The 26,893-nt window shown below is 61.9% G+C and carries 21 protein-coding genes and 3 pseudogenes; 15 read left to right on the forward strand and 9 right to left on the reverse strand.

What is annotated here, in order from left to right; genetic code table 11:
• Positions 1-22 precede the first annotated feature (22 nt).
• On the reverse strand, positions 23-1,342 hold the full coding sequence (locus RA19_RS06290) for an NAD(P)/FAD-dependent oxidoreductase (RefSeq protein WP_039160682.1): 1,320 nt from the start codon (positions 1,340-1,342) through the stop codon (positions 23-25).
• Between the two features lie 125 nt (positions 1,343-1,467).
• Between RA19_RS06290 and RA19_RS06295 the strand changes: the two genes are divergently transcribed.
• The 4 genes from RA19_RS06295 to RA19_RS06310 all read left to right on the forward strand — a co-directional run bounded on the left by RA19_RS06295 (position 1,468) and on the right by RA19_RS06310 (position 5,587).
• Positions 1,468-2,361, forward strand: coding sequence for a LysR family transcriptional regulator (locus tag RA19_RS06295; protein WP_039160684.1), 894 nt, complete (start codon positions 1,468-1,470; stop codon positions 2,359-2,361).
• Positions 2,362-2,519: 158 nt separating this feature from the next.
• A complete protein-coding gene (locus tag RA19_RS06300; protein ID WP_039160686.1) occupies positions 2,520-3,785 on the forward strand; it encodes a pyridoxal phosphate-dependent decarboxylase family protein in 1,266 nt (421 codons plus the stop codon).
• A gap of 69 nt (positions 3,786-3,854) precedes the next feature.
• Positions 3,855-4,400: an amino acid synthesis family protein gene (locus RA19_RS06305; RefSeq protein WP_039160688.1), complete on the forward strand. Its 546-nt coding sequence runs from the start codon at positions 3,855-3,857 to the stop codon at positions 4,398-4,400.
• On the forward strand, positions 4,400-5,587 hold the full coding sequence (locus RA19_RS06310) for a M20 family metallopeptidase (RefSeq protein WP_052261673.1): 1,188 nt from the start codon (positions 4,400-4,402) through the stop codon (positions 5,585-5,587). The genes RA19_RS06305 and RA19_RS06310 overlap by 1 nt, the downstream gene beginning before the upstream one ends.
• Positions 5,588-5,705: 118 nt before the next feature.
• Here the strand turns inward: RA19_RS06310 and RA19_RS06315 are convergent, their stop codons facing one another.
• Both RA19_RS06315 and RA19_RS06320 read right to left on the reverse strand, forming a co-directional pair.
• Complete coding sequence (locus RA19_RS06315) at positions 5,706-6,599, reverse strand: LysR substrate-binding domain-containing protein (RefSeq protein ID WP_039160690.1); 894 nt, start codon at positions 6,597-6,599, stop codon at positions 5,706-5,708.
• 39 nt (positions 6,600-6,638) lie between these two features.
• The gene (locus RA19_RS06320; RefSeq protein ID WP_039160692.1) at positions 6,639-7,649 is read right to left on the reverse strand and encodes a GlxA family transcriptional regulator; all 1,011 of its coding nucleotides are present in this window, start codon (positions 7,647-7,649) and stop codon (positions 6,639-6,641) included.
• A gap of 178 nt (positions 7,650-7,827) precedes the next feature.
• Between RA19_RS06320 and dctP the strand changes: the two genes are divergently transcribed.
• The 8 genes from dctP to RA19_RS06360 all read left to right on the forward strand — a co-directional run bounded on the left by dctP (position 7,828) and on the right by RA19_RS06360 (position 17,194).
• Positions 7,828-8,832 carry a TRAP transporter substrate-binding protein DctP gene (gene dctP / locus RA19_RS06325; RefSeq protein WP_082020464.1) on the forward strand — a complete coding sequence of 335 codons (1,005 nt, stop codon included), beginning with the start codon at positions 7,828-7,830 and terminating at the stop codon, positions 8,830-8,832.
• Between the two features lie 95 nt (positions 8,833-8,927).
• Positions 8,928-9,506, forward strand: coding sequence for a TRAP transporter small permease (locus RA19_RS06330; protein WP_052261674.1), 579 nt, complete (start codon positions 8,928-8,930; stop codon positions 9,504-9,506).
• Positions 9,503-10,792, forward strand: a complete 1,290-nt coding sequence (locus RA19_RS06335) for a TRAP transporter large permease (protein WP_039160693.1) — start codon at positions 9,503-9,505, stop codon at positions 10,790-10,792. The genes RA19_RS06330 and RA19_RS06335 overlap by 4 nt, the downstream gene beginning before the upstream one ends.
• A 103-nt stretch (positions 10,793-10,895) precedes the next feature.
• Positions 10,896-12,140: a sarcosine oxidase subunit beta family protein gene (locus RA19_RS06340; protein WP_039160695.1), complete on the forward strand. Its 1,245-nt coding sequence runs from the start codon at positions 10,896-10,898 to the stop codon at positions 12,138-12,140.
• Positions 12,141-12,151: 11 nt separating this feature from the next.
• The gene (locus RA19_RS06345; protein WP_082020465.1) at positions 12,152-12,493 is read left to right on the forward strand and encodes a sarcosine oxidase subunit delta; all 342 of its coding nucleotides are present in this window, start codon (positions 12,152-12,154) and stop codon (positions 12,491-12,493) included.
• Position 12,494: 1 nt separating this feature from the next.
• Positions 12,495-15,494, forward strand: a complete 3,000-nt coding sequence (locus tag RA19_RS06350; RefSeq protein WP_039160697.1) for a sarcosine oxidase subunit alpha family protein — start codon at positions 12,495-12,497, stop codon at positions 15,492-15,494.
• Positions 15,487-16,056, forward strand: coding sequence for a sarcosine oxidase subunit gamma (locus tag RA19_RS06355; protein ID WP_193748232.1), 570 nt, complete (start codon positions 15,487-15,489; stop codon positions 16,054-16,056). Before RA19_RS06350 ends, RA19_RS06355 begins: the two co-directional genes overlap by 8 nt.
• A 166-nt stretch (positions 16,057-16,222) precedes the next feature.
• Positions 16,223-17,194 (forward strand): GlxA family transcriptional regulator, encoded by a 972-nt coding sequence (locus RA19_RS06360; protein ID WP_039160699.1) that lies wholly within the window; start codon positions 16,223-16,225, stop codon positions 17,192-17,194.
• Positions 17,195-17,210: 16 nt separating this feature from the next.
• Here the strand turns inward: RA19_RS06360 and RA19_RS06365 are convergent, their stop codons facing one another.
• Together RA19_RS06365 and glyA are read right to left on the reverse strand one after the other, a co-directional pair.
• Positions 17,211-18,506, reverse strand: coding sequence for a D-serine ammonia-lyase (locus RA19_RS06365; protein ID WP_052261676.1), 1,296 nt, complete (start codon positions 18,504-18,506; stop codon positions 17,211-17,213).
• A gap of 170 nt (positions 18,507-18,676) precedes the next feature.
• The gene (gene glyA / locus RA19_RS06370; RefSeq protein WP_039160701.1) at positions 18,677-19,942 is read right to left on the reverse strand and encodes a serine hydroxymethyltransferase; all 1,266 of its coding nucleotides are present in this window, start codon (positions 19,940-19,942) and stop codon (positions 18,677-18,679) included.
• A 112-nt stretch (positions 19,943-20,054) separates the two neighbouring features.
• Between glyA and RA19_RS06375 the strand changes: the two genes are divergently transcribed.
• The 3 genes and pseudogenes from RA19_RS06375 to RA19_RS26465 all read left to right on the forward strand — a co-directional run.
• Positions 20,055-20,939, forward strand: a complete 885-nt coding sequence (locus tag RA19_RS06375; RefSeq protein ID WP_052261677.1) for a LysR substrate-binding domain-containing protein — start codon at positions 20,055-20,057, stop codon at positions 20,937-20,939.
• Between the two features lie 832 nt (positions 20,940-21,771).
• Positions 21,772-21,903 (forward strand): annotated as a pseudogene (locus RA19_RS26095) (integrase core domain-containing protein); the annotation flags it as partial.
• Positions 21,904-22,059: 156 nt separating this feature from the next.
• Positions 22,060-22,143: pseudogene (locus tag RA19_RS26465) on the forward strand (IS5/IS1182 family transposase); the annotation flags it as partial.
• 59 nt (positions 22,144-22,202) lie between these two features.
• On the opposite strand, the gene RA19_RS06380 reads toward RA19_RS26465, so the two are convergent.
• The 4 genes and pseudogenes from RA19_RS06380 to RA19_RS25685 form a co-directional block, all read right to left on the reverse strand.
• Entirely contained in the window at positions 22,203-23,474 is a 1,272-nt protein-coding gene (locus RA19_RS06380; protein ID WP_241479030.1) for a tetratricopeptide repeat protein, read from the reverse strand.
• Between the two features lie 39 nt (positions 23,475-23,513).
• Positions 23,514-23,741: pseudogene (locus RA19_RS27740) on the reverse strand (hypothetical protein); the annotation flags it as partial.
• Positions 23,742-23,858: 117 nt separating this feature from the next.
• Entirely contained in the window at positions 23,859-24,068 is a 210-nt protein-coding gene (locus RA19_RS26470; protein ID WP_152615696.1) for a hypothetical protein, read from the reverse strand.
• A gap of 113 nt (positions 24,069-24,181) precedes the next feature.
• On the reverse strand, positions 24,182-26,563 hold the full coding sequence (locus tag RA19_RS25685) for an FG-GAP repeat protein (protein WP_052261678.1): 2,382 nt from the start codon (positions 26,561-26,563) through the stop codon (positions 24,182-24,184).
• Positions 26,564-26,893: the final 330 nt, after the last annotated feature.

Here is a 26,893-nt window from a genome sequence, read left to right on the forward strand (position 1 = left end):
CAAGGCATGCCAGGTTATGAACTCATAGCTTTTTGCCATGCCGCCATTCATTGCAGCTTTCCTTCAGCGCTTCCCAGAAATAGACCGTATCGGCCGCCAGCGGCCCGAACACCGAACCGTTCCAGGTCAGCCCGAAGGGATCGAACACCCGGTGGCGACGGCCGTTTTCCACCAAAGCCTCTGCTACAAGCCGCCCGAACAGCGGCCCGGTATTCACCCCGTGGCCGCCCAGACCCGTCGCCGCCCAGACACCCGGATGCAGTTCCCGCAAATAGGGCATCCGGTGGCGGGTGTAGCCGGTCAGCCCGCTCCAGACGGCCTCGGTCCGCACATCGGCAAGCTGCGGGAAAACCGAGGCAAACCCCCGCTTCAGCTTCTGTGCCAGATTGGCAGGCTCGCGGGCAAAACCCGACATGCCGCTGCCCCACAAGAGCCGCCCGTCCGGCGTGATCCGGAAATAGTCGCAGGACATCCGCGTATCGACGATCGCGGCAGACGTCTTGATCACCTCCTGCGCCAGCGCGCCCAATGGCTCGGTCACCGTGACAAAGGTGCCCACCGGCAGCAGGCTGCGCTGCATTTTACTGTCAAAGCCGTCCACCAGCCCGCCCTGGCACAGCACAACGGTCTGGCATGCAACGGTGCCTTGCGGGACCGTGATGAGGTGCCCGGCCCCTTGCCGTGTCATCGACAGCGCCCGCGAGTTCTCAAAAATGCGGCCGCCCTGCCGCTGCACCTCCCGCGCCAGCCCAAGGCAGTAGTTCAGCGAGTGGGCGTGAAAGCCGTTCGGATCATGGAGCCCGTCGAAATACCGCTGCGAACACACCAGCTCCCGCAGCCTGCCTGCCGGCAGATACTCGACATCATAGCCATAGGCCTTGGCCTTATGCTGCGCTGCCGCCTGCATTGCCTTTGCATCACGGTAACGCGACACCACGATACCGCCCCGGCGGATCCCAACCCCCGGCAAGGCAAGGCGTTTGGTGTAAGAACGGAAAATCTCCATCCCTTCGGTGGAAAGATCAAAGATCGCCTTGGACCGCTCCAACCCCACCCGTCTTTCAATGGCATCCGTCTCAGCCGCAAACCCGGGCAGCACTAGCCCGCCATTGCGGCCGCTCGCGCCCCAGGCAATTTGATCCGCTTCCAGCAGGACCACCGATTTGCCCGCCGCCGTCAGTTCATAAGCACAGCTGATCCCGGCAATACCACCGCCCACAATGCAGACATCCGCCTCCGCCTGGCCATTCAGCAGCGGCGCCCCCAAAGGCGGCTGCATCGAGCGCGTATAGTATGTGTCCCGGTAGGAACCGCTTGCAGGAATAACTGAATGCCGCGTCATGCTGCTGTCTCAATTGCTGTTTGCAGGATCGTTCGGCACCCGGCCTAACATGCAATTTTCTTATTGATAGGCAAATTTCGATACACATAATGACATGTCATAGATTGATAACCCGGGGGCTATCTATGAACATCAAGCAGCTCAGGCTCTTCTACGAGATCCACTCCTCGGGATCTCTGACCTATGCCGCCGACCGCATCTGCGTGACCCAGCCCGCCGCCAGCAAGCTGCTGCGCAGCTTGGAAGAGGAAGTCGGCATGAAGCTGTTTTCACGGGACGGCCGCAACCTGCGGCCCAACCCCGGCACGGAACATCTGTTCGAAGAGGTACGCGGGCTGCTGGAGCGCTTTGACGACCTGAACCGCAGCTTTGCTGCCACCTCCGAAGGCGGGCGCGGCAAAGTCGTGGTGTCGGGAACCGTTGGCATCATGATGGGGCTGATCGCCGACCAGGCGCAAAGGCTGCTGGAGAAAAGCCCCGGCATCCAGCTGGAGCTCTGGGTCAATGACTGCCAGCAAATCCGCGAGCTGGCCGCGACCGGGCAAATCGACATCGGCCTCACTGACGCCGATACCGGTAGCCACCGGTACAGCTCGCAGCATTTCAAAATGGAATGCCTCGCCGCGGTTCACCAAAGCCAGGCGGGCGTCCTGCCGGAGCGGCTCCGCTTCGAAGACCTAGACGGTGCCAATTGGATCACTTTCGGCTCCCGCCACGGCATGCTGCCGCAACTGCGCCAGGCCTATATCGAAAGCGGCGGCCTGTTCCGCTCGGGCCTGTTTGTAGACAACACGCTTCAGGCCCTGCAACTGGTTGATTTGAAAATGGGAATGACCATCGTCGATCCGATCAGCCACCGGCACAGCCTGGACAACGCCCTCTACCCCAACGTGCGCTACAAAAAGCTGCAGAGACCGTTCTTTGAGGCGATAGACCTGGTCTGGCCCAACTGCCGCCGGCTTTCGCCGCCCGCCCAACTGCTGCTGAATGCAGTGAAAGAAAAGCTGGCCGAGTTCTAGCCGCTGGCCCCTGCGGATGCTGGCTTAGCCCCCTCAGACAGGCAGTTTTAGCAATTTGGCCAAATCTGCCTATGCCAAGACTCAATTCTTTGCGTTTGCGCGGCCAGGGACGGCTCTGCATGCTTCCGGGCAACGAAATTGCCTGAATGAGACCCGCTATGAGCACACCTCAGAACACCCAGCGCTTTCCCGAGACCGGAAAGCCAAGCGCTGAAATCCTCGGCGAAATGGACGCCGCCCGCGCCGGCGACTGGGACTGGTTTTCACTGAAAAACCTGACCGCCTCCTACTATGGCGGCCCGGATGTGGCTGAGGTCGCCAAGGAAGCCTTTGTCAAGCATATCGGCGACAATGTGGTGCATCAGACCGGGCTGCACCCGTCGGTGCGAAAATACGAAACCGACGTCATCGCCATGGTGAAGGATCTGTTCAACGCACCGGAAAACGCCGCCGCGACCATCACCACCGGCGGCTCGGAAAGCATTGTTCTGGCGTTGAAAACTGCACGCGACCGGGCGCGGGAGCTGAAGGGGATCACCAGCCCCAACATCATCGTGCCGCAGTCGGCCTATGCGGTGTTCAACAAACTGTCGCATTTCCTTGGCATCGAAGTGATCCAAATGCAGGAGAGCCCGGACTACCGCGCCGACGTGGCGGGTATGGAAGCAGCAATCGATGAGAACACCATCATGCTGGTCGGCTCCTGCCCGCCGTTCCCGCTGGGCGTCGTGGATCCAATAACCGAGATCGCCGCGCTGGCGCAGAAACATGACCTGTGGATGCATGTGGATGCCTGCATTGGTGGCTTCATGCTGCCCTTTGCCAAGGAACTGGGCGAGGACGTGCCGGACTTTGATTTCCGGGTGCCGGGCGTCACTTCGATGTCGGCCGACTTCCACAAATACGGTTATGGCTACCGTGGCTGCTCGATCCTGGTGCTGCTGGATGAGGAACTGGTCAAATGGCAGGGCTTTGCCGCCAGCAACTGGAATGCCGGCGACTACTATTCGAAAAACACTGCCGGATCGCGGAACTCGGGGCCAATCGCTTCCGCCTGGGCGGTGTTCAACTACCTCGGCCGCGCGGGCTTTCTGCGGGTCACCGCGGATATCATCAAAGGCCGACAGGCCTTTTGCGAGGGCATCGCGGCGATCGAAGGCCTGGAGATCCTGGGCACCCCGCAGGGGCCGCATTTTGCCTTCAAGGCCGAAGGGCTGAACATCCTTGCGGTGGCCGACGGGCTGATGGCCAAGGGCTGGGCGATCAACATCGGCAGCAAGCCGGATGCGATCCTGCTGATGCTCAGCTGCCACCACCACCAGATCGCCGAGGACTTCCTGGGTGACCTCTGTGCGGTGGTGGCCGCGGTCAAGGCCGGCAGCCTGAAGGCCCGTGGCGAAGAAGAAGTTTATGGCATCTACTGATGCCATGCGCCTGCGGGGGCGGGCCGTCTCTTGGCCGTCCCCGCAGGCTTCTTGGAGGAGGAGCACACGATGAAACTGCGCAAGATTGCGGTGTATAGTGAAACCCTGTTTGCCGAGGCCGGGCAGGACGCTCCTGCCCCGGTCACCCGCGTTGCTGCCTGCGGGATCCTCGCAAACCCCTTTGCCGGGCGGTTCGAGGAGGATCTAAGCCCATTGTTCGACATGGGCGAGGCCCTGGGCGAGCGGCTGATGCAGGCGGCGCTGCCGCATTTGCCAGGACGGGCGGTATCTTACGGCAAAGCGGCGATTGTCGGCGTCAATGGCGACATTGAGCATGGCCATGCGCTGCTGCACCCGAAGCTGGGCAAGGTGATGCGGGCACCGGTTGGCGGCGGCAAAGCGCTGATCCCCTCAGCCGCCAAGCTGGCAGCGGCGGGCGCCGCGCTGGACGTGCCGCTGGGGCACAAGGACGACGCCTGGTCGTTTGATCATTTCGACGCGATGACCGTCAGCGTGGCGGACAGCCCGCGCCCCGATGAAATCATGATGGTGGTGGCGCTGGCCGACGGCGGGCGCCTGAACGCCCGGGTAGGCAAGGCCCGGGCTGCGGTGTGATGAAAGACCTGATGATGAATGCGGCACCTGATGCAACCCGGCTGGCGGACACCCTGATCGAACTGGTCCGCATCCAAAGCGTGAACCCGTTTGACGAGGCGCCCGGACCAGGCCGCCGCGAGCAGGAGATGGCCGAGGATCTGCTGGCCCGTTTTCACCTGCTGGGCCTGGAAACCGGCTGGCGCGAAGTGGAGCAAGGCCGCCCCAATATCTGGGGGCGGCTCAAAGGCACCGGCGGCGGCCCCGCGATCATGCTGGCGGCGCATATGGATACGGTTGGCACCGAGGGCTATGGCGACGCCTTTGACGCTCGGCTGGTCGACGGCAAGGTCACCGGGCGCGGCTCCTGCGACATGAAGGGGGCCTTTGCCTGCTATCTTGAGGTGATCCGGATGCTGCAGGCCAGCGGCACCGAATTGCCTGGCGACCTGATCATTGCCGGCATCGCAGATGAGGAGCACCTGCTGACTGGCTCAGCGGAAATGGGCCGCAACGGGCCTGGTGCGGATTTCGGCATCATCGGCGAACCCTCAAAGCTGGCAATCTGCCCCTCGCACAAGGGCCAGCTAGGTGCGATGATCCGCACTTATGGCGTGGCCACTCATTCCTCGGGGCCGGAAAACGGAGTCAACGCGGTGGAGCATATGGGCGCGGTGATCGCGCATCTCTCCGGCCTGAACGCAGAGCTGCAGCAGAACCCGGAACCGCACCCGCTGTGCGGCACCGGCCGGTTCTCGATGAATGTAATCCGTGGCGGCGCCTTTGTCTCCGGCATCCCGGATTATTGCGAGATGGAGATCGACCGCCGCTTCCTGCCCGGCGAAGACCCGGAGGAAATCCTGGAGGACTACCGCCGCCGGCTGCGGGAGCTGAAGAAAGAGCTGCCGGATCTGAAGGCAGAGGTTTCCGGCCCCTCCCTGCTGGCGCCCGCTCTGAACGTGCCGCAGGATTCAGCCGTTGTGGCCGCCCTGACTGAGGCTGCCCGAGGCGTGCTGGGCCGGGAGCCCGAGATCACCGCCTTCCCCGGCGGCACCGACGCGCCGAACCTGGGCTTTCCCTGCGTGATCTGCGGCCCCGGCGATCTGGCGCAAGCGCACAGCACTGACGAATACATCGAAGTGAAGCAGCTGGTGCAGGCCAGCAGCATCTATCTGCAGACGGTGCTGAAGATGAACGGCCAGGGCTGAAACGCGAAAAAGTTTTGGGAAACAACGCGGAGGGCAGCGCCCGACCCTGGGTGGGTGCGTAAGCGCCCTCCCGTGGGGAGGGTCGGGCGCTGCCCGGCCTATCGGCCAGGCATAAGGCCTAGTCCTTGCCCATGGCCCGCGCGGAATTCGACAGCCACTCCCAGAACGCCGCCACGCCCGGCTTTCTAAGAATCTCGGAAGTGGTCAGCGCGTAGTAGCTCTTGCGGCTGGGGATCTCGAGATCGAAGGGCTTGACCAGCTGGCCGCTGGCCAGCTCTTTCTCCAGCAGGCCGGTGTGGCCAATGGCGATGCCGGCGCCCTCGCGCACGGTCTGGATCATCACCGAATACAGGCTGAAGCCGAGGCTGTTCTGCAGGTCCTTGCCGCCCGCGGCCTCCAGCCAGGCGGTCCAGTCGTCGTCCCAATACAGGTCATACAGCGCCGGGATCTCGCGTACATCCTCCAGCGTCAGCCCGTCCGGGTATTCCTCCAGCAACTGCGGCGCGCAGACTGGGGTCAGGGTCTCCGACATGATCCGGATCGACGGATATTGCGGCGGCGGCATCTCACCGTGCCAGACAATCACATCCAGATTGCCGGAGCGGAAGTCCGGCTCGATGGTGTCGGCGATCAACTCGGCCCGCACATCCGGATGATCGGACAGGAACGATTGCACCAAAGGCCGCACCAGCCGCTCGCTCACCACATGCAGCGCAGCGATGCGGATCGGCTGGGCCCGGTGCTGCGCCTTGAACAGCTGGGTCTCGCGGGTGAGATCGTCCAGCAGCCGTTCAACAATGCGCAGATACTCCTGCCCCGCCGCATTCAGCACCACCCCGCGCGGCTGGCGCGAGAACAGCTCCACCCCCAGCTCCATCTCCAGCTTCTTGACCTGATGGGCGATGGCCGCCGCGGTCAGATTCAGTTCCTTGGAAGCCTTGGAGAAGCTGGAATGGCGGGCAGCGGCCTCAAAGGCGCGCAAGGAGTAAAGCGGGGGCAAACGGCGGCGCATGTCAGTCTCTTTCTGTTCGCAGCATCGGCTAGACTAGAGTCAGCCGTCGATCTGGCCAAGCCGTTTGCGGCTTTGGCGGAATTCGTTGGGCGGCAGGCTGTAGGTCTTGTGGAACCAGCGGCTGAAATGGGCGGAATCGGCAAAACCGCATTCATAGGCGATCTGCGCGATCGAGCGGTTGGTGTTCAGCAGCAGCCAGTGGCCGCTGGCCAGGCGGATATTGCGGAACACGGCGGCGGGGCTTTCGCCGGCCTGCTCCTGAAAGGCTCGGGTCAGGTTGCGGCTGCTGATCCCCATCAGCCCGGCCAGTTCCGAGACCTGCAGCGGGCTGGAGACATGCTCCTCCATCAGCGCGACCGCCTTCTCCACCCGCCAGTCGCCGCAATCGGTGAGGCTGGCATAGGGCATATGAGCGGAGGTGCTGGAGATATGCTTGGGGTCGACCATCAGCTGGCGCATCGCCTTTTGCGCCCGCGCCTTGCCGCAGTGCTTGCCGACCAGATGCAGGATGAGGTCCAGCGCCCGGGCACCGCCGGGACAGGTGATAACATCGCCATGGTCGATGAAGGGCTGGTCCAGCACCGGGCGGACTGCGGGGAAGTTCTCCTCCAGATCGGTCTTGTGGTGAAAGTGGGTGGCGCAGTCGCGCGCATCCAGCAGGCCAAGCTGCGCCAGCAGCATCACCCCGGTGTCGACCCCAACTAGCGGCGTGCCCTCCGCATGCATCTGTTGAAGGAACGCGCGGGTCTCCGGCGGCGCCATCAGAGCGGCTGGCATCAACCCGGCAAATACGATGAGATAATCAAACTTGGCCTTAGGGTTGAAAATTTCAGTCGGCAGGATTTCAAAGCCGCAGCTAGCCCGGATCGGCATTTTATCTTTAGAAAGCAGGCTCCACTGGCAGTAAATCTGACGGCTAAAGTCCAATCTATCAGCCGCATGGCGCAGGCATTCCACCATGCAGGTAAAGGGCATCAGGGTGAATTGATTGAGCGGGACCAGACCGACTCGCAGGTCGGGTTCGCTCGGATATGCTGCGCTGCTGAACATTTAAGACCAAATTCTGTTTTGCCTTGTCCGTTTTCTACAACGAATCCGTCTTCATGTTCAATACAAAGCACGGGCGCCTTGGAATTCTGTGCCAACGGTGAATCAGCAGATTCGCCGGATGGGAGGAGGCCCGCGCTGCCGCAAAACAGCCGGGCAGGAAAACAGAGGAACTTCTACGATGACATTCAAGAAATCCGTCATGGGCGCCCTGCTTGCAGGCGCGGTTGCAGCCGTATCTGCACTGCCCGCAATGGCCGCCGATCTGCGCTTGAAATTCGCCGGCACCTTCCCGGTCGAGCATCAGGGCTCGAAAATGATGGAACAGATCAAAGCCGAGATTGAAGCCGCGGATGTCGGCCTGAAAGTTTCGCTGTTCCCCGCCAACCAGCTCGGCTCCGGTGAAGAGCTGCTGGAAGACGCGATCCGCGGCAACGTCGATCTGGTCTACGGCTTTGTCTATGCACACAAGGACCCGGCGTTCGAAATCAACTCGCTGCCGTTCCTGGTGTCGGACAATGCCGACGTCGAGCGCATCTACATGAATCGCGACAGCGCCTATAACCAGATCTTCCGCGAGCGTCTGGACAACATCGGCATCCACCTCTTGGCCAACAACGCCGAAGGTTTCATCGGCATCGTGGCCGACAAGAAGCCCACCGACTGGGCCGGCACCGGCACCAAGGACATGAACATCCGCGTGTGGTCCTCGAATGTCGCCAAGGCAACCACCGAGAGCCTCGGCTTCAACACAACCACCATGAACTGGGCAGAAGTCTTCCCGGCAATCCAGTCCGGCGTGGTTGACGGCGCCATCTGCTGCACCGCGCAGCTGACCTACACCACCTTTGCGGTCTCCGACGTCGGCAAATACTTCATCCCCTACGGCGCGTTCATCGAAGGCTCGACCTACTACGCCTCGAACCGCACCTGGGAGAAAATGAACGACGAGCAGCAAGCGGTTGTCACCGCGGCGTTCGAGAAAGCCTCGGCCGAATTCACCCAGTGGAACCTGGACAACGACGACGCCTTCCGCGCCAAACTGCTGGAGTCCGGCTACGAGATCCTGGACCCCACCGCCGAGGAAAAAGCGGCGATGGTTGCCCATGTCCGCGAAAACGTCTGGCCGCAGGTTGGCGAGATCGTCGGCCAGGACATTCTGGACCGCCTGCTGGCTGACAAATAAGCCCTTCTCCCCGCCGGGCGGTGGCACGGTGCAAGCCGGCTGCCGCCCGTTTTTTGTCCGCAGACGCGGACCCTCCACAAGACAGGGGAGAGACAATGCCTGAGCTTGTCGACAAACTTCCAAATGCCATCGCCGGGCCCGTCCGGGTTGCGCTGGCGATCAAGAACTTCATCATCGTTGTGGCCTCGCTGATCATGGCCGTAACCTTCGGCTTTGTCGTGGTCGCCCGCTACGGCTTCAGCGCAGACCTGTTTGCCTATGAAGAATGGCTGATGGTGATCTGTTTCTGGATGTTCTTCATGGCCTCGGCCATGGGCACCTATGACAAAAGCCATGTGAACGCCGACCTGCTCGGCTTCGTCATCAAGGATCCGCGCAAACTGTGGCTGCGCAATGTGATCATCGAGTTCATCGAGGTGCTGGTGACCTTCGCCATCATCTATTGGGCCTGGCTGATGATCGCGGACGAGATCAGCTACTACCCGAACTGGCAGACCACCATCGCGCTGCAGATCCCGTTCCTGGTGCCGCGCATCGGCATCTTCCTCGGCTTCATCCTGATGGCCGTCTACTCAATCCTGCATCTGTACGTCCTGCTGAAAACCGGTGCACCGGACACCCGCGAGGACAACCAGCTGATCCCGCGCCAGAGCGCGAGAGGAGCCAACAAATGATCATCGGCATCTCCATTCTCATCATCTGCTTCCTGCTGCTGATCGGCGTCTCGGTACCGCTGTCCTTCGGCGGGGTGCTGGTGTTCCTGTGGCTGTTCGGCGGCCATGACGTGGCGGGCTACCTGCCCTCGGGCCACTGGAAGATGAACTCGGTCGTGCTGCTGGCGATTCCGCTGTTCATCATGGCCGGCGCGATCATGGAAAAAGGCAAGATCGCCGGACCCTTGGTCAACCTGGCCGAGCTGTTCGTGGGCCATATCAAGGGCGGCCTGACAGCAGCAGCGGTTGTGGCTTCGGCGGTCTTCGGGGCCATCTCCGGTTCGGGCGCGGCCACGCTGACATGCATCGGCGGCATCATGATGCCGCACCTTCGTGAGGCGAAGTACCCTCAAGGCATGTCGGCAGCCCTGATCGTGGCGGCGAGCCCCTTGGGCCTGCTGATCCCGCCATCGGCGGCGCAGATCCTTTATGCCTGGGTGACCCAGCAGTCGGTGCTGAAGTGCTTTTTGTCCACCGTTGTGCCGGGCATCATCCTGGTGACGCTGCTGTGCATCGTGAACTTCTTCATGCTGCGCAAGAACCAGGACATCGTGCTGACCGACCGGCCGCAGCACTTCCTGCGTGAATGGCGCAAACGGTCTGCGATCGCCATGCCCGCCTTCCTGATGCCCGCGATCATCCTGGGCGGCATCTATGGCGGCATCATGACCCCGACCGAGGCTGCGGGCGTCGCCGTGCTCTATGCGATCCCGATCGGCATCTACATCTACAAGGGCCTGACCTGGCGCACCCTGCTGCTGACCCTGCGCCAGTCCGGTGTCACCATCGGCGTGGTGATGGCGATGATCTTCATGGTGCTGATCGTGTCGCGCTTCCTGATCTTCGAAGACATCCCGACCCTGGCCAAGGAACTGGTCTATTCGGTGTCCTCAAACCCGATCATCATCCTCTTGATGGTGAACATCGTGATGATCCTGATCGGGATGCTGATGGACGACATCTCCGGGCTCTTGCTGTCGGCGCCTCTGCTGCTGCCGATCGTGACCTCGGTGGGCATGGACCCGGTGCATTTCGCGGCTGTTCTGGGCGTGAACCTCGGGATGGCGAACATCACCCCGCCGACTGCGCCGCTGCTCTACCTGGGCGCGCGGGTGACGGACACGCCGGTGAACACCATGCTGAAGCCGATCCTGATGTTTATCGCGTTTGCCTGGCTGCCGACGCTGATCATCACCACCTACGTGCCCTCTGTGGCGCTGTGGCTGCCGACGCTGATCTTCGGCTGAGGCAAACTCCCTACCGGGGCAGAAAACTCCCGGCCATGTTTGAACAAGCTCCTTGCCGGCCCGCTCTGCCGGGGCGGCAAGACCAACCAAGAGACTCCTGAAAATGCAACGATATTCATTCCTGAATATCCTGGGCAAAAGCCTAGGGTATCATAAGGGCTGGCAGCGCGCCTGGCGCGACCCCGAGCCCAAACCGGCCTATGATGTGATCATCATCGGCGGCGGCGGCCATGGCCTGGCGACCGCATACTATCTGGCCAAGGAACACGGCATCACCAATGTCGCGATCCTGGAAAAGGGCTGGATCGGCGGCGGCAACACCGGGCGCAACACCACCGTTGTGCGCTCCAACTACCTGTGGGACGACAGCTCGGCCATCTACGAGCATTCGATGAAGCTCTGGGAAGGGCTGACCCAGGAGCTGAACTACAACCTGATGTTCTCGCAGCGCGGGCTCTGCTTCCTCGCGCATTCCGAGCATGAGATGCAGGAGATCCAGCGCCGCGGCAATGCGATCCACCTGAACGGCATCGAGAATGAGTTCCTGACACCCGGCCAGGTCAAGGAGATGATCCCCGAGATCAACATCGACTGCCGCTATCCGGTGATGGGCGCACTGCTGCAGAAACGCGCAGGCACAGCCCGCCATGACGCGGTGGCCTGGGGCTATGCCCGTGCGGCGGACAGCCTTGGCGTGGATATCATCCAGAACTGCGAGGTTACCGGCTTCGACATCCAAGGCGGCCGGGTGATGGGGGTGAAAACCACCCGCGGCGACATCCGCTCGAACCGCGTGGGCGTGGTGGCAGCGGGCCATACCTCGGTTGTGATGCAGAAGGCGGGCGTGGAGATGCCGCTGGAATCAGTGCCGCTGCAGGCGCTGGTCTCCGAGCCGATCAAACCGGTCATCGACTGCGTTCTGATGTCCAACGGCATCCACGTCTATGTCAGCCAGTCCGACAAGGGCGAGTTGGTGGTGGGCGCAGGCACCGACCCGCAGAACTCCTATTCGCAGCGCGGGGGCTTGGATGCGGTCGACCATGTGATCGGCCCGCTGATCGAACTGATGCCGATCTTCTCGCGCCTTCGGATGATGCGGCAATGGGCCGGGATCGTGGATATCTCGCCCGACCGCTCGCCGATCATCAGCCATACCGAAGTCGATGGCCTGTACGTCAACTCAGGCTGGGGCACCGGCGGTTTCAAAGCGACACCCGGCTCGGGCAACGTCTTTGCCGCCAGCCTTGCCCAGGACGCGTTGCACACCATCGCCAAACCCTTCTCGCTTGACCGCTTCACCTCCGGCCGCCTGGTCGACGAGGCCGCTGCGGCTGCGGCTGCCCACTAAGGAGAATGCGCATGATCCAAGTAGACTGCCCCTTCTGCGGCAAACGCAACCTGACGGAATTCACCTATGGCGGCGAAGCCCACATCGCGCGGCCGGAAAACATCGCCGAAATCAGCGATGCGGAGTTCGCCCGCTATCTGTTCACCCGCAAGAACCCCAAGGGCACCCACCAGGAGCGCTGGAACCACGCGATGGGCTGCCGCCGCTGGTTCAACGCGGTGCGCCACACGGTGACCGACCAGTTCTGGGCCACTTACAAGGTGGGCGAGACCGCACCGCTGCCGCCCGCAGGCTGGGACGGCGTCCTGTCGAAATCCGAATTCGAAGCAACCACTGAAACCGGGGCCAAGTAAGATGGCACAAGTAAACCGTGTAACCGGCAAAGGGCGGGTGAACCGCTCGAAACCGGTCAGCTTCACCTTCAATGGCAAAAGCTACCAGGGCTACGAGGGCGACACGCTTGCCTCAGCGCTCTTGGCCAATAATGTCAAACTGCTGGGCCGGTCGTTCAAATACCACCGCCCGCGCGGCGTCTACACCGCCGGGTCGGACGAGCCTTCAGGCCTCGTGCAGCTGGAAACCGGCGCCTATACCGAGCCGAACACCCGCGCCACCATGATCGAGCTTTATGAGGGCTTGAGTGCCGCCAGCCAGAACTGCTGGCCCTCGGTCCGCTGGGACGTGGGCGAGGTCAACAACCTCGGCTCCCGCCTGATCCCGTCGGGGTTCTACTACAAAACCTTCATGTGGCCGGCCAGCTGGTGGGAAAGCGTCTATGAGAAGGCGATCCGCCATTCCGCGGGCCTGGGCAAATGCCCCGAGGAGAACGACCCGGACGTCTATGAGCACCGCCATGTGCATTGCGACGTGCTGGTTGTCGGCATGGGGCCTGCGGGCCTGTCAGCGGCGTTGAACGCGGGGCGTAGCGGTGCGCGGGTCATCGTGCTGGATGAAAACGCCGAGGCCGGCGGCTCGCTGCTGACCACCGGCGAGGACATCGACAGCAAGCCCGCAGACCAGTGGATCGCCGACACCCTGGCCGAGCTGGACGCGATGGAAGAGGTGACCGTGCTGACCCGCACCACCGCCTCGGCCTATTATGACCACAACTACATCACCGCGCCCGAGCGTGTGACCAATCACTTTGGCCCGCGTCAACAAGGCGTGCGCGAGCGGTTCTGGAAAATCCGGGCGGCCCAGGTGGTGCTGGCTACCGGCGCCCATGAACGCCCGCCGGTGTTTGCCGAAAACGACCGCCCCGGCATCATGATGGCCAGCGCTCTGCGCACCTATGTGAACCAGTACGGCGTGCTGCCGGGTAAGCAGGTGGTGATCTTCACCAACAACAACTCGGCCTATGCAGCGGCAATCGACGCCAAGGATGCCGGCGCCGAGGTCACCATCGTCGACACCCGCCCGTCGCCCTCGGGGCCTGCATTTGAAGCAGCCAAAGCCAAGGGCATCCACATCGACGAAGGCTATGGCATTGTCGCAACCAAGGGCAAGCACGGGGTCAAAGGCTGCGAGATTGCGCCGCTCAGCAATGACGGGCGCTCAGTCTCCGGCAAATCGATCCTGATCCCCTGCGACGCTATCGGTGTATCCGCAGGCTGGAACCCTTCGGTCCACATGTGGAGCCAAGCGCGCGGCAAGGTCGCCTGGGATCCGGCGGTTGCCTGCTTCAAGCCGGACTTCTGCCAGCAGAAGGTCCGGGCCGCAGGCTCCTGCAACGGCACCTTTGACCTTGCTGGCTGCCTGGCCGAGGGCGCCGAGGCCGGCGTTGCCGCAGCTCGGGATGCCGGATTCGACGGCATTGCCAAGGCGCCTGTTGCGGCTGCCGAAGAAGCCTTTGACCTGCGTCCGATCTACTATGTGCCATCGCGAAGACCAGTTGGCGAAGGCAAGAAAGCCTTCCACGATCACCAGAACGATGTGACCGCCGCAGACATCCACCTCGCCCACCGCGAGGGGTTCATCTCGGTCGAGCATCTGAAGCGCTATACCACGACCGGTATGGCCACCGACCAGGGCAAGATGTCGAACGTGAACGCGCTGGCGATCATGGCGGATCTGCGCGGCGACACCATCCCCGGTGTCGGCACCACCACCTTCCGCCCGCCCTACACGCCAACCACATTCGGCGCGATGGCGGGACAAAGCGCGGGCGAGTTGTTCCACTTCACTCAGAAGACCCCGATGTGGGACTGGCACGCCGCCAACGGCGCGGTGATGGAGGCCATGGGCGACTACCTGAGGCCGCTGGCCTATGCCCGCCCGGGTGAAAGCACCAAGGCGGCCGAGAACCGCGAGGTGAAGATGGTGCGCCAGTCAGTTGGGGTCTATGACGCCTCGACCCTGGGCAAGATCGACGTGCGCGGGCCGGACGCCACCCAATTCCTGAACCTTGTCTACACCAACGCATGGGACAAGCTGAAGGTGGGCCGGGCAAAGTATGGCTTCATGCTGAACGAGCGCGGCATGGTCTATGATGATGGCGTCACCACCAAACTGGGCGAGAACCACTACCACATGACCACCACCACCGGGAACGCGGCGGCGGTTCTGGCCTGGCTGGAAGACTGGCTGCAGGTGGAATGGCCCGACCTGGACGTGCATCTGACCAATGTGGCCGAACAATGGGCGGTCTGCTCGCTGGCCGGTCCGAACGCCCGCAAGGTGCTGGAAAAGCTCACCTCGCTGGATGTCTCGGCCGGTGCCTTCCCCTTCATGACTATGAAGGAAGGCAAGGTGGCGGGCGTCGACGCGCGAATCCTGCGGGTGAGCTTCACCGGTGAATCGAGCTTTGAGATCAACGTGCCCGCGCGTTACGGCCAATATGTCTGGGAACAGATCATGGAAGCCGGCCGGGAGTTCGATATCATCCCCTTCGGCACCGAGGCGCTGCACATCCTGCGCGCCGAGCGCGGCTTTGTCGTGGTCGGCCAGGACACCGACGGCACCGTGACGCCGATGGATCTGGGCATGGGCTGGATCGTCTCCAAGAACAAAGGCGATTTCATCGGCAAACGCGGCTTCGACGCGCCGGAAGTGGCACGCGGCGGGCGCAAGCAGCTTGTCGGCCTGCTGACCGACAAGCGGGACTATGTGATCCCGCACGGCAGCCACCTGGTCGAAATGGCCACCCAGGCGCCGCCGGTGAAAACCGTGGGCTGGGTCTGCTCGACCTATTGGTCGGAAACCCTGGGCCGTTCAATCGCACTGGCGCTGGTGGAAGACGGCCGCGCCCGCATCGGCCAAAGCCTGACGGTGCGCAACATCAACGGCGATGCCGAAAAGGTCACCCTGACCGACCCGGTCTTCTATGATGCAAAAGGAGAACGCGCCCATGCCTAAAGACATGGTTTTTGCCCCCGTTGCACGGTCGCTGATCACCGGAAAATCCCCGGTGGCCGGCACCGCCAGCCTGAACCAGTCCGAGGAGTTCGGCACCCTGAACCTGCGTCTGGCGGATGAGACCGCCCGCGCCGCCGCCGCCAAGGCCCTGGGCGTCGCGGTGCCGAAGACGGCCAATACTTTCGCCAGCAATGGCTCGGTCACGGTTCTGTGGCTGGGTCCGGACGAGTGGATGGCGCAGGCCCCGCGCGATACGCTTGCGGATCTGCAGGCGGCGCTGGAGGCTGCACTGTCCGGCCAGCACGCGGCGGTGACAGAAGTGTCGGACCACTCGGTCGCCATGGTGCTGAGCGGCGCCGGCGCCCGGCGGATCCTGGAAAAAGGCTGCCCTCTGGATCTGCACCCGCGGACCTTCAGCACCGGCCACTGTGCCCAGAGCCACTTCCTTCAGGCGGTAATCCTCCTCGCCCAGCTGGATCAGGACCGCTACCTGCTGCGGGTACGCCGCTCGATGAGCGAATACCTGTGGGATGCGCTGGCCGATGCCATCGCCAAAGGCTGAACCCGCAGGCAGGCCCGGTGTGACCGGGCCTGCCATTTCATACCGGGTCCAATTCCGCAAATGACTCATTTTTTCTAGGCCAAGTTTACAGAAATACTGATTTGCTCCGCCCCGCCCCGGCAGCGAAACTTAGCCAATTCCCGCCCCCTCATGCAGGAGTGTTCCAATGTATGATCAAGCACCTGCCCAGCGCAGCAGCGATACAGCCGCTGCCAGTCTGCACAGGATCATTTTCCTAGTGCACTCCGACCGCTCGACCGCGGCAGTTGGCGCCTCCGCGGAACTGCTGGAGGCGGCAAACGAGCTGTCAGGGAAAGGTTTCTACAGTTTTGAGATCGCCTATGGGCTGGACCCGCTGCGCGGGCTGAACAGCGCTGGCCGCAATCAGACCCTGATCCTGTTCGGCCAAAGCAGCGAGCGCTGGCAAGCACCGCCGGAAATCCAGGCTCCGCTGCGCAGCAAGCTGCCCTGCTTTCACCGCATCGGCCTGGTCGGCGGTGCCGTGTTCCTGCTGCAGGACCTGCCGGGGCTGAAAGACCGCGAGGCGACCGTCCACCCCCGTCTGGAGTTTGCGGCCCGCGAAAGCCGGATCACCGTCTGCTCCGACCCCGGCCCGGTCTGGCAGGACGGCCCCGTCCACAGCGCCTTTGGCGGCCTTGCTGCGATGCATATGATCCTGGCGATGATTGCCGAGGATCTTGGGGCATTCCTGGCGCAATCCGTCGCCGAGGATGTCGGCCTCAGCCCCAGCGGTCGGGCGCGCAAACTGTCTGAGCGCAGCAAATACATGCGCCAGGCCGAAGGCAGCCTGCTGCTGCTGCGCGGGCTGGGCATGATGCAGGAAAACATCGAAAATCCGATACCAGGGCGCCAGCTGGCCGCAGCGCTGGCGGTGTCGCCGCGGCAGCTGGAACGCAGCTTCCGGGCCAAGTTCGGCGAAACCCCGATGACCGTCTACCGCAACATCCGGCTCGAGCACGCGCACCAGCTGCTTTATCAGACCGATCTGCCGATGATGGAAGTCTGCATTGCCAGCGGCTTTGCGTCCAAATCCAACTTTGCCCATTGGTACCGGGAGCGGTACGGGCAGATGCCATCCCAGGCCCGCAAGACCCGCTATACCGGGGCGGCCGGCTGAACCGCCCCGGCCGATATCAGGCCAGCAGGGCGCGGCCCTTCTGCAGAAAGCCCTGATACTCAGCCTCCGGAACCAGACTGCCGCCGGTGGCCCACATCACATGAGTGCCCTGCCCCATACAGCCTTCCAGCCCGTGCTGTGCCAGATAGCCCTGCCCCTCCGCGGTTGAGAGCAGCATCTGCGGCCCGCCCAGACAGGCTGCTGCCGAAGGCTCCAGCTGCAGCCCGGCATGGTCCTGCGCAAGCGCCAGCCAGCGGAAGAGATCGTCGTCAGCAACGGTGTATACCCCGCTCAGCAGCGGCTGCATGACCTGCGCCACAAACTGGCTCACCTCGGCCACCGCCATGCCGTCGGCCTCAGTCTTATTGGTGAGGCCCGCGTCATAGACATTGACCACCTGCTCCAGCCCCGAGGCCAATTGCACCAGCGCGCAGGGCGACTGGGCCGGCTCGACAAAGAAGCAATGGGCGTGATCACCGAATACCTGCTTCAACCCATAGGCCACGCCACCCGGCGCGCCGCCGATGCCGCAGGGCAGATAGAGGAACAGCGGGTGCACGGCATCCACCGGAATGTCCTTCTCTGCCAGCTGATCGCGCAGTTCGGCGGCCGCGGCGGAATAGCCAAAGAACAACAGCTCCGAGCGTTCGTCGTCGACGAAATAGATTGCTGGATCCGCTTCGGCCTGCTGCCGGGCTGAGGCCACCGCGGTGCCGTAATCCGCCTGATGCTGCACCACCTCAACCCCATGGCGGCGCAGGCGCTCGACCTTCCAGGGCTTGGCATCCGCCGACATATGCACCACCGCGCGGAATCCCAGCGCCCGGGCGGCAATGCCGACGCTCAGGCCAAGGTTGCCGGTCGAGCCCACCGCCACAGTGTAGCTGCCGAAACGCGCCCGCACGGCCTCGGAGGCCAGCGCTTCCGGCGCCGCATCCGGCGCGACCAGCCCCAGCTCCCGCGCCAGCGACAGCCCATGCAGGAAGACCTCGTAGACGCCGCCGCGCGCCTTGACCGAACCAGCCACCGGCAAGGCGTGGTCGCCTTTCACAAAATACCGCCCAGCGCCCAGCCCCAAAGCCGCAGCCAGTTCCGCCGCTTCGGCAAGCTCTGAGGCAATCACCCCGCCGCTCGGTTCCAGATCCGCAAAGCAATGCTGCAGCAAGGGCGCCAGCGCACGCCAGTTGGCTTCCGCCTGGACTACCTGGTCCGGCCGCACCGGCACCTGGGCGGCGGCAACAGGTCCCAGCTCCGGGTTGATCCACATAAGCGGCTCAAGCGATTGCAGGCGGCGCAGCAGGGTTTCATCCATATCTCTGTCCTCTTGATTGCAGGCACAATGCCCGGTTTTGCCGCAGCCGCCACCCGGAAAAGCGCCGGACAGGCAAAGCGTTTGCGGCACGAAAAAGCCCCGCCGCGAAATGGAGCGCGGCGGGGCCGGGTCAGCAGGCCGTGGGCGGCCTGCCGGGGAGAACGCGGGCGTCAGCCGCGGTAGACCGGGAAAGCGGCGCAGAGCTCGGCCACTTGTGCGGCACAGCGCGCCACGGCGGCATCCGTATCCCCGGCCGCCTCAGCTTCCACCAGGTCCGCGATCATTTCGCCCAGCGCCTCGAACTCCGCTTCCTTCATGCCGCGGGTGGTGGCGGCACCGGCGCCCAGCCGCAAGCCGACCCACTCGGGCGGACGCGGGCTGTCGTTCGGGATGGCGTTCTTGTTGGCGGTGATATTGGCCTTCTCCAGCACCACCTCGGCGCGTTTGCCGGTGATGCCCTTGGGGCTGAGGTCCACCAGCACCAGATGGGTGTCAGTGCCGCCGGAAACGATCCGCAGGCCGCGCTTTTGCAGGGTCGCCGCCAGGGTTGCCGCATTGGCTTTCACCTGGGCCGCATAATCCTTGAACTCACCAGTCAGCGCTTCGCCCAGGCAGACCGCCTTGGCCGCCAGCACCTGGCTGTGGATCGACCCCTGGACACCCGGGAACACCGCTGACTGCAGCTTCTTGAACCACTCCTCGTTGTTGGTGAGGATCAGGCCGCCGCGCGGGCCGCGCAGAGTCTTGGTGGTGGTGCAGGTGACGATATCCGCATGCGGAAACGGCGACGGGTGCTCGCCCGCGGCAACCAGGCCTGCGATATGAGCCATATCGACGTGGAACCAGGCGCCGACCTTCTTGGCAATCGCCCCCATACGCTCGAAATCAATCGCCCGCGGATAGGCTGAGCCGCCGGTAATGATCAGCTTGGGCTGGATCTCTTCGGCTTGCTTTTCCAGCGCGTCATAATCGATGACTTCGCTGTCCGCATCGACACCATAGTGGTGCGGTTCGAACCAGCGCCCCGAGAGGTTGGCCTTCAGCCCATGGCTCAAGTGTCCGCCAGCCGCCAGGGCAAGCGACAGCACCTTGTCGCCGGGCTTCAGCAGCAGGAAGAACACCGCCAGGTTGGCCTGCGAACCGGAGTGCGGCTGCACGTTGGCGTAATCGCAGCCGAACAGCTGCTTGGCACGGTCGATCGCAGCATCCTCGACCACATCGACAAAGCGCCCGCCGCCGTGGAAGCGGTTGCCCGGATAGCCTTCCAGCGTTTTGTTGGTCATCTCGTGGCCCAGCGCGTCCAGCACTGCGCGGCTGACGATGTTCTCCGAGGCAATGAGCTCGATCTGATCCTGCTGGCGCGACTTTTCGCCAGCCAGGGCTTCGGCCACCAGCGGGTCGGCGGCGGCAACGGTTTGGGTGAAATGCTGCGACATGAGGGCTCCTCCGCATCACATGTAGAACTGCCTCAAGGATGCGGCTTCGGCCCTGTTCACAGCAAATCAGTATTGCTATTATTTTCGCGTAGAAAAACTAAGGCTCAAAAAAATGGCAATTGCCCCCGTCCGCCCCAAAGGGCCGCATCTGAACGCGCTTCGGGCTTTTGAAGCCGCCGCCCGGCTGGGCAGCTTTACCGCCGCCGCTGAGGAGCTGTCGGTGACCCCCGGCGCGGTGACGCAGCATATCAAATCACTGGAGGCATGGGCCGAGGCGCCCTTGTTCTTCCGCAATGCCCGCGGCGTGGTGCTAACCCCCCTGGCCGAGGAATTGCTGCCCGGTTTCACCGCAGCTTTTGATCAGCTGGGCCTGGCCGTGCAGGCGCTGCGCACCAAGGCGGCCCCCGGCAAGATCAAGGTCGCCGCACTGCCGTCAATTGCCCAGCTCTGGCTGCCGCCGCGGCTTGGACGGCTGCGCCAGGCAGCGCCGGAGATTTCGGTCTCGGTGGTGGCGATGGAATCCCCGCCCAACCTGACCCGCGAGCCCTTTGACCTGACCCTGTTTTACAGCGCTGCCCCGCTAGGAACAGACGAAGCCGAAGTCGCCCGGGACCGGATCTTTCCGGTCTGCGCGCCGGAAATCGCGGCCCGGATTTCCAGGCTCGAAGATCTGAACAACGAAACTCTGCTGCACGACGGCGCCTGGGCCAATGACTGGGACATGTGGCTGAACGCCCTGCCCGGCGGCGGCTCAGTCGCCCGCGGCGGGACGGTGCACTCCCTGTTCTCGGTTGCCTTGGAAGAAGCCCGGCATGGCGGCGGCGTGCTGATCGCCCACGAGGCCCTGGTTGCCCCTCTGCTCGACAGCGGGGAACTCGTGCGCCCCTTCGCAGAAGCCACCGAGCTGCCTGCGAGAATCGTCGCGCGCATCACCCCGTCATTGCACCGTTCCGCATTCTTTGATCAGTTGCGAAGCGTGTTGTTCGAGACGGGCTGAGACATTAGGCCGCCGCAGCCCGCCAATGCCGCAGAGATTCCGCGAATAACCGGGGAACAACAAAACCCGTTTAAAAATTGGAAAAGTAAAAGATGGCGTCCCCAGGGAACAATCTTGAGGCCGGCCTTAGCCAGACAGCCTGCCTGCGCCCGGAATGAGGAACTTCCAGCACCGGACATCACCTTGTGATCCAAGGTGCCAGAAGGGATTTTCTGCTAAAAGACGTGTCGGGCGACACATAGTTTTTCCTTTTGGAGACTTGGCCAATTGATTTTAAAGGGAAATATTTTCAGCCGACGCAGCAGAATTACCTTTTGCGCCTCATAGCTTTTCCACTTGGGTGAGCAGCACTTCGGGTTCCGTTGACCGTTAGGCTTACTGGCTAGCTTTCGCTGACACCGCAAATTTCGTCTAAACGGCATAGAATGCTAGCCAGTTTTCGCCTCAGGAGGCCCATGCGATGTGCCGCAAGCACCTCTTGCCGCCCCGCCAGTTCCAAGACGACAACCAAGACAGTATCTGAATGCCTCAGGAGCTCGATCAAATGTTCGCCTGTCGGTCCATACGATCCTGCTATCCAGTTCTTGCGACAATGCTGCGCTGTTTCCTTCCCGGTATTCTGCCGCAGAAACCGCTCCTTGACCCGTTCGATGAAACGTATTGCCCGTTTTATGAAACATGTTTCCGGTCCTCTACCGCTCAAACTGAGGGCAGAATCGCAACTCAACTGCGCAGATTTGCAAATTTGGAAAACGGAGGGCCAAGGCATTGAGTTGGTCAAACGGCGACAACAGCAGAGACAGACGCCTAATTGCCGCGGCGCAATATGTGCGCATGTCGCCTGATCCATGCCTGGCGCGACGACTACAATCACCACCGCCCGCATTCGAGCCTCGACGGGCTCATCCCGCGGGAGTATCACCAAGGGTCAAGAGCGGACCAAACCCTGAACAGAGCTAACTGAAAAACGCGGGCTCTAAGGGGAGCACGTCAGAGCCCATAGCAGCCCTTGGTTAGCTCACAGTTCTCCGCATGTGCAGCATGGCGCAAGCAGCGTTTTCAAGACATCCGCCTCGTTTTAGAGGCGGCGTGACCGGACCCTCGGAACGGGAGCAGGGCGCGGGTGAATACCGGCCATGATAGATGCCCCAATGTGTTCCTCTCAGCCATCGCTCTCGCCGCACTCGTCATCTATTGGTCGTGAACCCTGACCTTAGTGGCGAAAGCGCAGGCCATCCGAGCGACAGCCTACCTTTGGCGTGTTTATCTGCGTTTGCGGGTTTTGAAGCCGTTGCCGCTGCTTTCGAGCTCTTCACAGCTTTGGGCGTTGCCCATGTCGCAGCCGCGCTCGAAATAGGCGAGGGCCTGATCCTTGTCTTTGGCCACACCATCACCGTCGCGCAAATGGAAGCCCATGGCGTTGCAGCCGGAAGCGTGGTTGAGCTCACAGGATTTTTCAAAGTAGCGCACGGCTGCGCTGCGATCGCGGGGGGTGCCGTCGCCCTCGCGGTGGAGCCAGGCGAGATTGTTGCAGGCCAGACCGTCGCCTGCTTCGCAGCTCTGCGTATAAAGGGCGAAAGCCTGTTTCAGATCCTGCGCTACCCCTTTGCCATGTTGTTTGGCATTGCCGAGATTGGTGCAGGCGTAGGTATGGTTCATACTGCAGGCCTGCTGGTAATAGGCTGCAGCTGTGGCCGCATCATGTTCCACCCCATTGGCGTGTTCATAAAACAGGCCCAGATTGTAGCAGGCGGCGTCTTCGCCCATGTCGCACCCGAGTTTCGAAAAGTGATGGGCTTTCTCATAGTTGATCTCAACAATGTCGCCCTTGGCATAGGAGCCCCCGAGCAAAGAACAGCCATAACCGGAGCCGCCGTCGCAGCCGCGCTGATAATATTTCAGCGCACGAGTGGCATCGCGTGCGACGATTTCGCCGTTTTCATAGATGATCCCCGCATAGGTGCAGCCGGTGGCATCATAGCCATAGCCCCCCGCGCAGGCAGTACGGTATTTGGAGAGCCCCAGCTGTTTGTCCATCAGCGTGCCATAGCCGTATTCATACATATTGCCCAGCGATCGGCAGCTTTTCCATTGCTGGCGGTCACAGGCGTAGGCATGCAAGAGCGCGGCGCGCGGTTCATCTTTTTCGACGCCTTTGCCACCCGCAAGCAGATGCGCAAGGTTCATACAGGCAGAAGCGATGCGACCGGTGCAGGCGGTTTCAAAATGCGCAACGGCGCGGGTGTAATCTTGTGCTGTGCCATGGCCCTCTTTGAGCACTTCGGCAAAGTTGTTGCAGCCATAGAGATGCCCGGTGCCGCAGGCCTTGCCAAAAAGATCCGCTGCGCGGGGCGCGTCAGCTGCAACGTTTTTCTGGGGCAGTTGGCTCCCATCAGATTGGGTATTTTCACGCCCATGGAGCAAGATACTGCCCAGTTCATTGCAGGCCCAGCCTACGTCTGCGTCACAGCCCAGGGCGAGATAGTCCACGCCCAGGGTGTAGTTGAGATCGGTGCCTTCAGCGCGGGCAAACATATAGCCAGCATCGGCGCAGCTGGGCTGATAGCCCGCTTTACAGGCCTGGGTGTAGAGCGCCAGCGCCTTTGCATTGTCAGGCGAGACGCCGTCGCCTTCATAAAACATATGGCCGAGCTTAAAGCAGCTTTCGCTGTCACCGCCGCTGCAATTGGTGTCGAGCTGAGCGAACCGGTCAGAGTGATCCTGGGCAAAACCGGGAGCAGTGAGTAGAGAAACCGCCAGCGACGCACTGGCAGCCCAGGTGGAATTACGCGTGAAATACATAGAAAGTCCTTTGAAACAGCAGCTGCAAACACATCTTGCAGTGCTTCACATGATAAATTTTTAATAAGCGTTTAAGGCGAGGATGTGGAGGGGTGCTGTGCTTATTAGGGTGCTGCTTTATTCGCCAGCCTCGGCCGCGTTGATCCGGGAGAGGAGCTCACCACAGCGTTTGGTTTGATACTCTGACCCGTCAACAAAAGACGCACGCGCGCGCATCACACGTCCTGGTGCTTCATCCAGCAGGGCGAAATCGGAGTCGAGCTGATGACGCTCTAATGCTAGGGGTAGTTCCAATGGCGTCAGGAGCCCAAAGCGGTCATTGGCCACCAGGATGCCTCTTTGCGGGCGGCAAGCCCTTTCTCCAGGGCACCGGAATTCTTCGGCGACCTGAAGAAAGGGAAGAGCGCTGGATTTTCCTTTGAACCCTTGGGGGGCCAAATTCAGAAAAGGAAATCCGAAGAGCTCAGATCCGAAAGACTGGTGTTTACAAGCTCCAAGGTGTTTCCTCTTGCATCCTCGATCAGAACAGAGCTGCCGTCCTGTGAAATGTGATTTCTGCTCAGGTCGTTATAGGAACGAATACCTCTGGCGGAACTCAGGTCGATTACGTCCCGGCCACCAAAATCCAGGACCCTGTCATCGCCGCGTGAGAATATGAAGTGATCAGCGCCGCGGCCGCCTTGCAGGATATCATTACCAGACCCGCCGTCCAAAGTGTCTCTGCCGCCGCCGCCAATCAGGCGGTCATTCCCAGAACTCCCGGACAAATCATCATTGCCGCCGTTACCCTGAAGCCGGTCATTGCCGCGGCCTCCGTTTACTTGGTCGTTTCCGGATCCGCCTGAAAGTGTATCTCTGCCACTATTCCCTGAGAGCCTGTCACTTCCGGTACCGCCCAGCAAAAGGTCATTGCCACCGCCGCCTTCCAGAGTGTCGCGGTTCTGCTGCCCCCTCAAAACGTCATTGCCACGACCACCCTCCAGAGCGTCGCTGCCCCGGTCGCCGCTGATTGTATCGTTGCCGCCTTTGCCGATAAGCGTGTCGGCACCGCTGCGGCCGGTCATCTGATCGGCTGAACGGCTTCCCATCATGTTCAAAGCAATTGTGTCATCAAGGATAAGGCCCAAGTCGATTATTCCGTCCTGGGTTCCGTCCAGGGCATCGGCTTCATCCAGCTCTGCACCCGACAGCACATACGCGCCGCCTCTATTTTCAAAAGCGACGGCCTGCAGCTGCGGGGCGCCGATCAGGAAGTCCCCGAAACCATCACTGTCGATATTCCCTGCCATGGAGACTGACAGGCCCAACTGGTCATCGCTCCCCAGCGCAGGGCCATCAAAGCGATAGCTGCCCGCGGTACCGGGTACGTTGGACATTAGAATATCCCCGTCCGCGCTGCCATCAGCGGCATCAGCCAGCCGGAGCGCTGCACCGGTCACCAGATAGGTGCTGTTCCCTCCGTTCGCTGCTGAAAAGGGAGCGGAGATCAGGAAGTCGCCCAGCCCGTCGCCATCCCAGTCCCCTGCCGAGGCCACATCGGTCCCGAGCCTTGCACCCGGCGCATCGCCCAGCAACCGGTAAACAGCCGGCGCATCACTGACTTCCAGCCCGGCAATCATAGACAGATCAATGGAATTATCGTCAACGCCGTCCGCCCGGTCAGCGGTTAGCAGTCCCTTGGATGTTATGAGGTAAACCGCGCCGCCGTTGGCCGATCCGGCCTCAGAGTCCGTGGCTGAAATCAGCAGATCATTCAGGCCATCGCCATCAATATCGCCTGCCGTACCCAGACCGCGGCCGAGGCCGTCTTCGAGCGGTGTGTCCACTCCAATGAAACGGTAGCTGCCACCAGCCCCGTCCAGAAATTCGGCATCAATCCGCCCGTCATTGTTGGTGTCAGCCGCACCCAGGGCAGTAGCCGTCACCAGATAGGCAACACCAGCCCCGCCGCTGTGGGTTTCACCGCTAACCAGAAACTGCGGCGTATCGGCGGCGCTGTCCAGGACTTCACCGACTGACACGACATTCGTGCCCAACCCGTCGCCGGACAGCTCGCCATCCACCAGGGTTGTGCCGTTAATGAAGCTCGGTCGCGGAGCGTCATCCGTCATCGTGATTTCGCCATCCACGGTGCCATCCAGAGCATCCAGGCGGTCCAGATCATCACCGGAGACAATCCAGAAACCGCCACGGTCCGGCTCAATCGTTCCGTCCGCGCCGGGCGTTCCGATCAGAAGGCCTTCTGCTGGGCCAATTTGGTCGAAGCTGGCAGGAAGGCGGCCAATACTGCTGCCGAACAGCAAGTTGGCTTCGTTGTTTCCATAAAGTGTATAGGAGGCCTGAGATGTATCGATCCGGCCGTCGATATCGCCATCGGCTGCGTCAGCCGCTGCAAGTTCATCTCCTAAAAAGATGTAAACCGCGCCGGCATTGGTGGCAGAGGTATCGTCAAAGCTAGCGCCGATAATGACGTCGTCGCGCCCATCGCCATCAACGTCGGCAAAGGCAACGGTTTCGCCAAAGCCGGTGTCGCTCTCTGCACCATGACTGAAATGGTAGGCGTTTGTGCCGACAAGCCGAGCGATGTCCAGTTGGTTGTCCCGGCTTCCGTCAGCGCCGTCGGCGGCTGCGAGATCTCCCGTGGTGAGCAGGAAGACCCCTGCATTCTGGGCTTGGCCGAAGTCCGTTTCCGGTCCGCCGATCAGCATTTCTGAGATACCGTCTGCGTTGGTGTCGCCTAGTGCAACCGAGGTTCCAAATTCCTCGGCTGAACCACCACGTGCGGCTGCATCTTCGCCAAGCAAAACAAAGGACTTAATCATACTCTTTTTCTTTCGTTACTCATTAGGACTAAAGGATTGAATGCCTTGTGAGAGCGAGCCAAAATGGCCCTGCACCGCACAATGACGGAAAGGGCCCTTAGCGGCTGCCACATGTTGCTTGCGGTAACGCCAAGCAAGCATTCTGTCTCATTGGGCCGGACGAACTAGTGTTAGGTCCGAAATCAAAAAATGGGTGTGGGTCTCAAATCGATCGGAACTCCCCAGAACTTTGCATTCCGAAAATCTAGCAAATGGCCAGTTGTGCTTTCTATCCCTTTTTGTGAATTGCCGCATGAAAGCCCGCCCAATGCGGTAACAAGTGCGTGACCC

This window comes from Leisingera sp. ANG-M1 (assembly GCF_000813745.1).
Lineage (GTDB): Bacteria > Pseudomonadota > Alphaproteobacteria > Rhodobacterales > Rhodobacteraceae > Leisingera.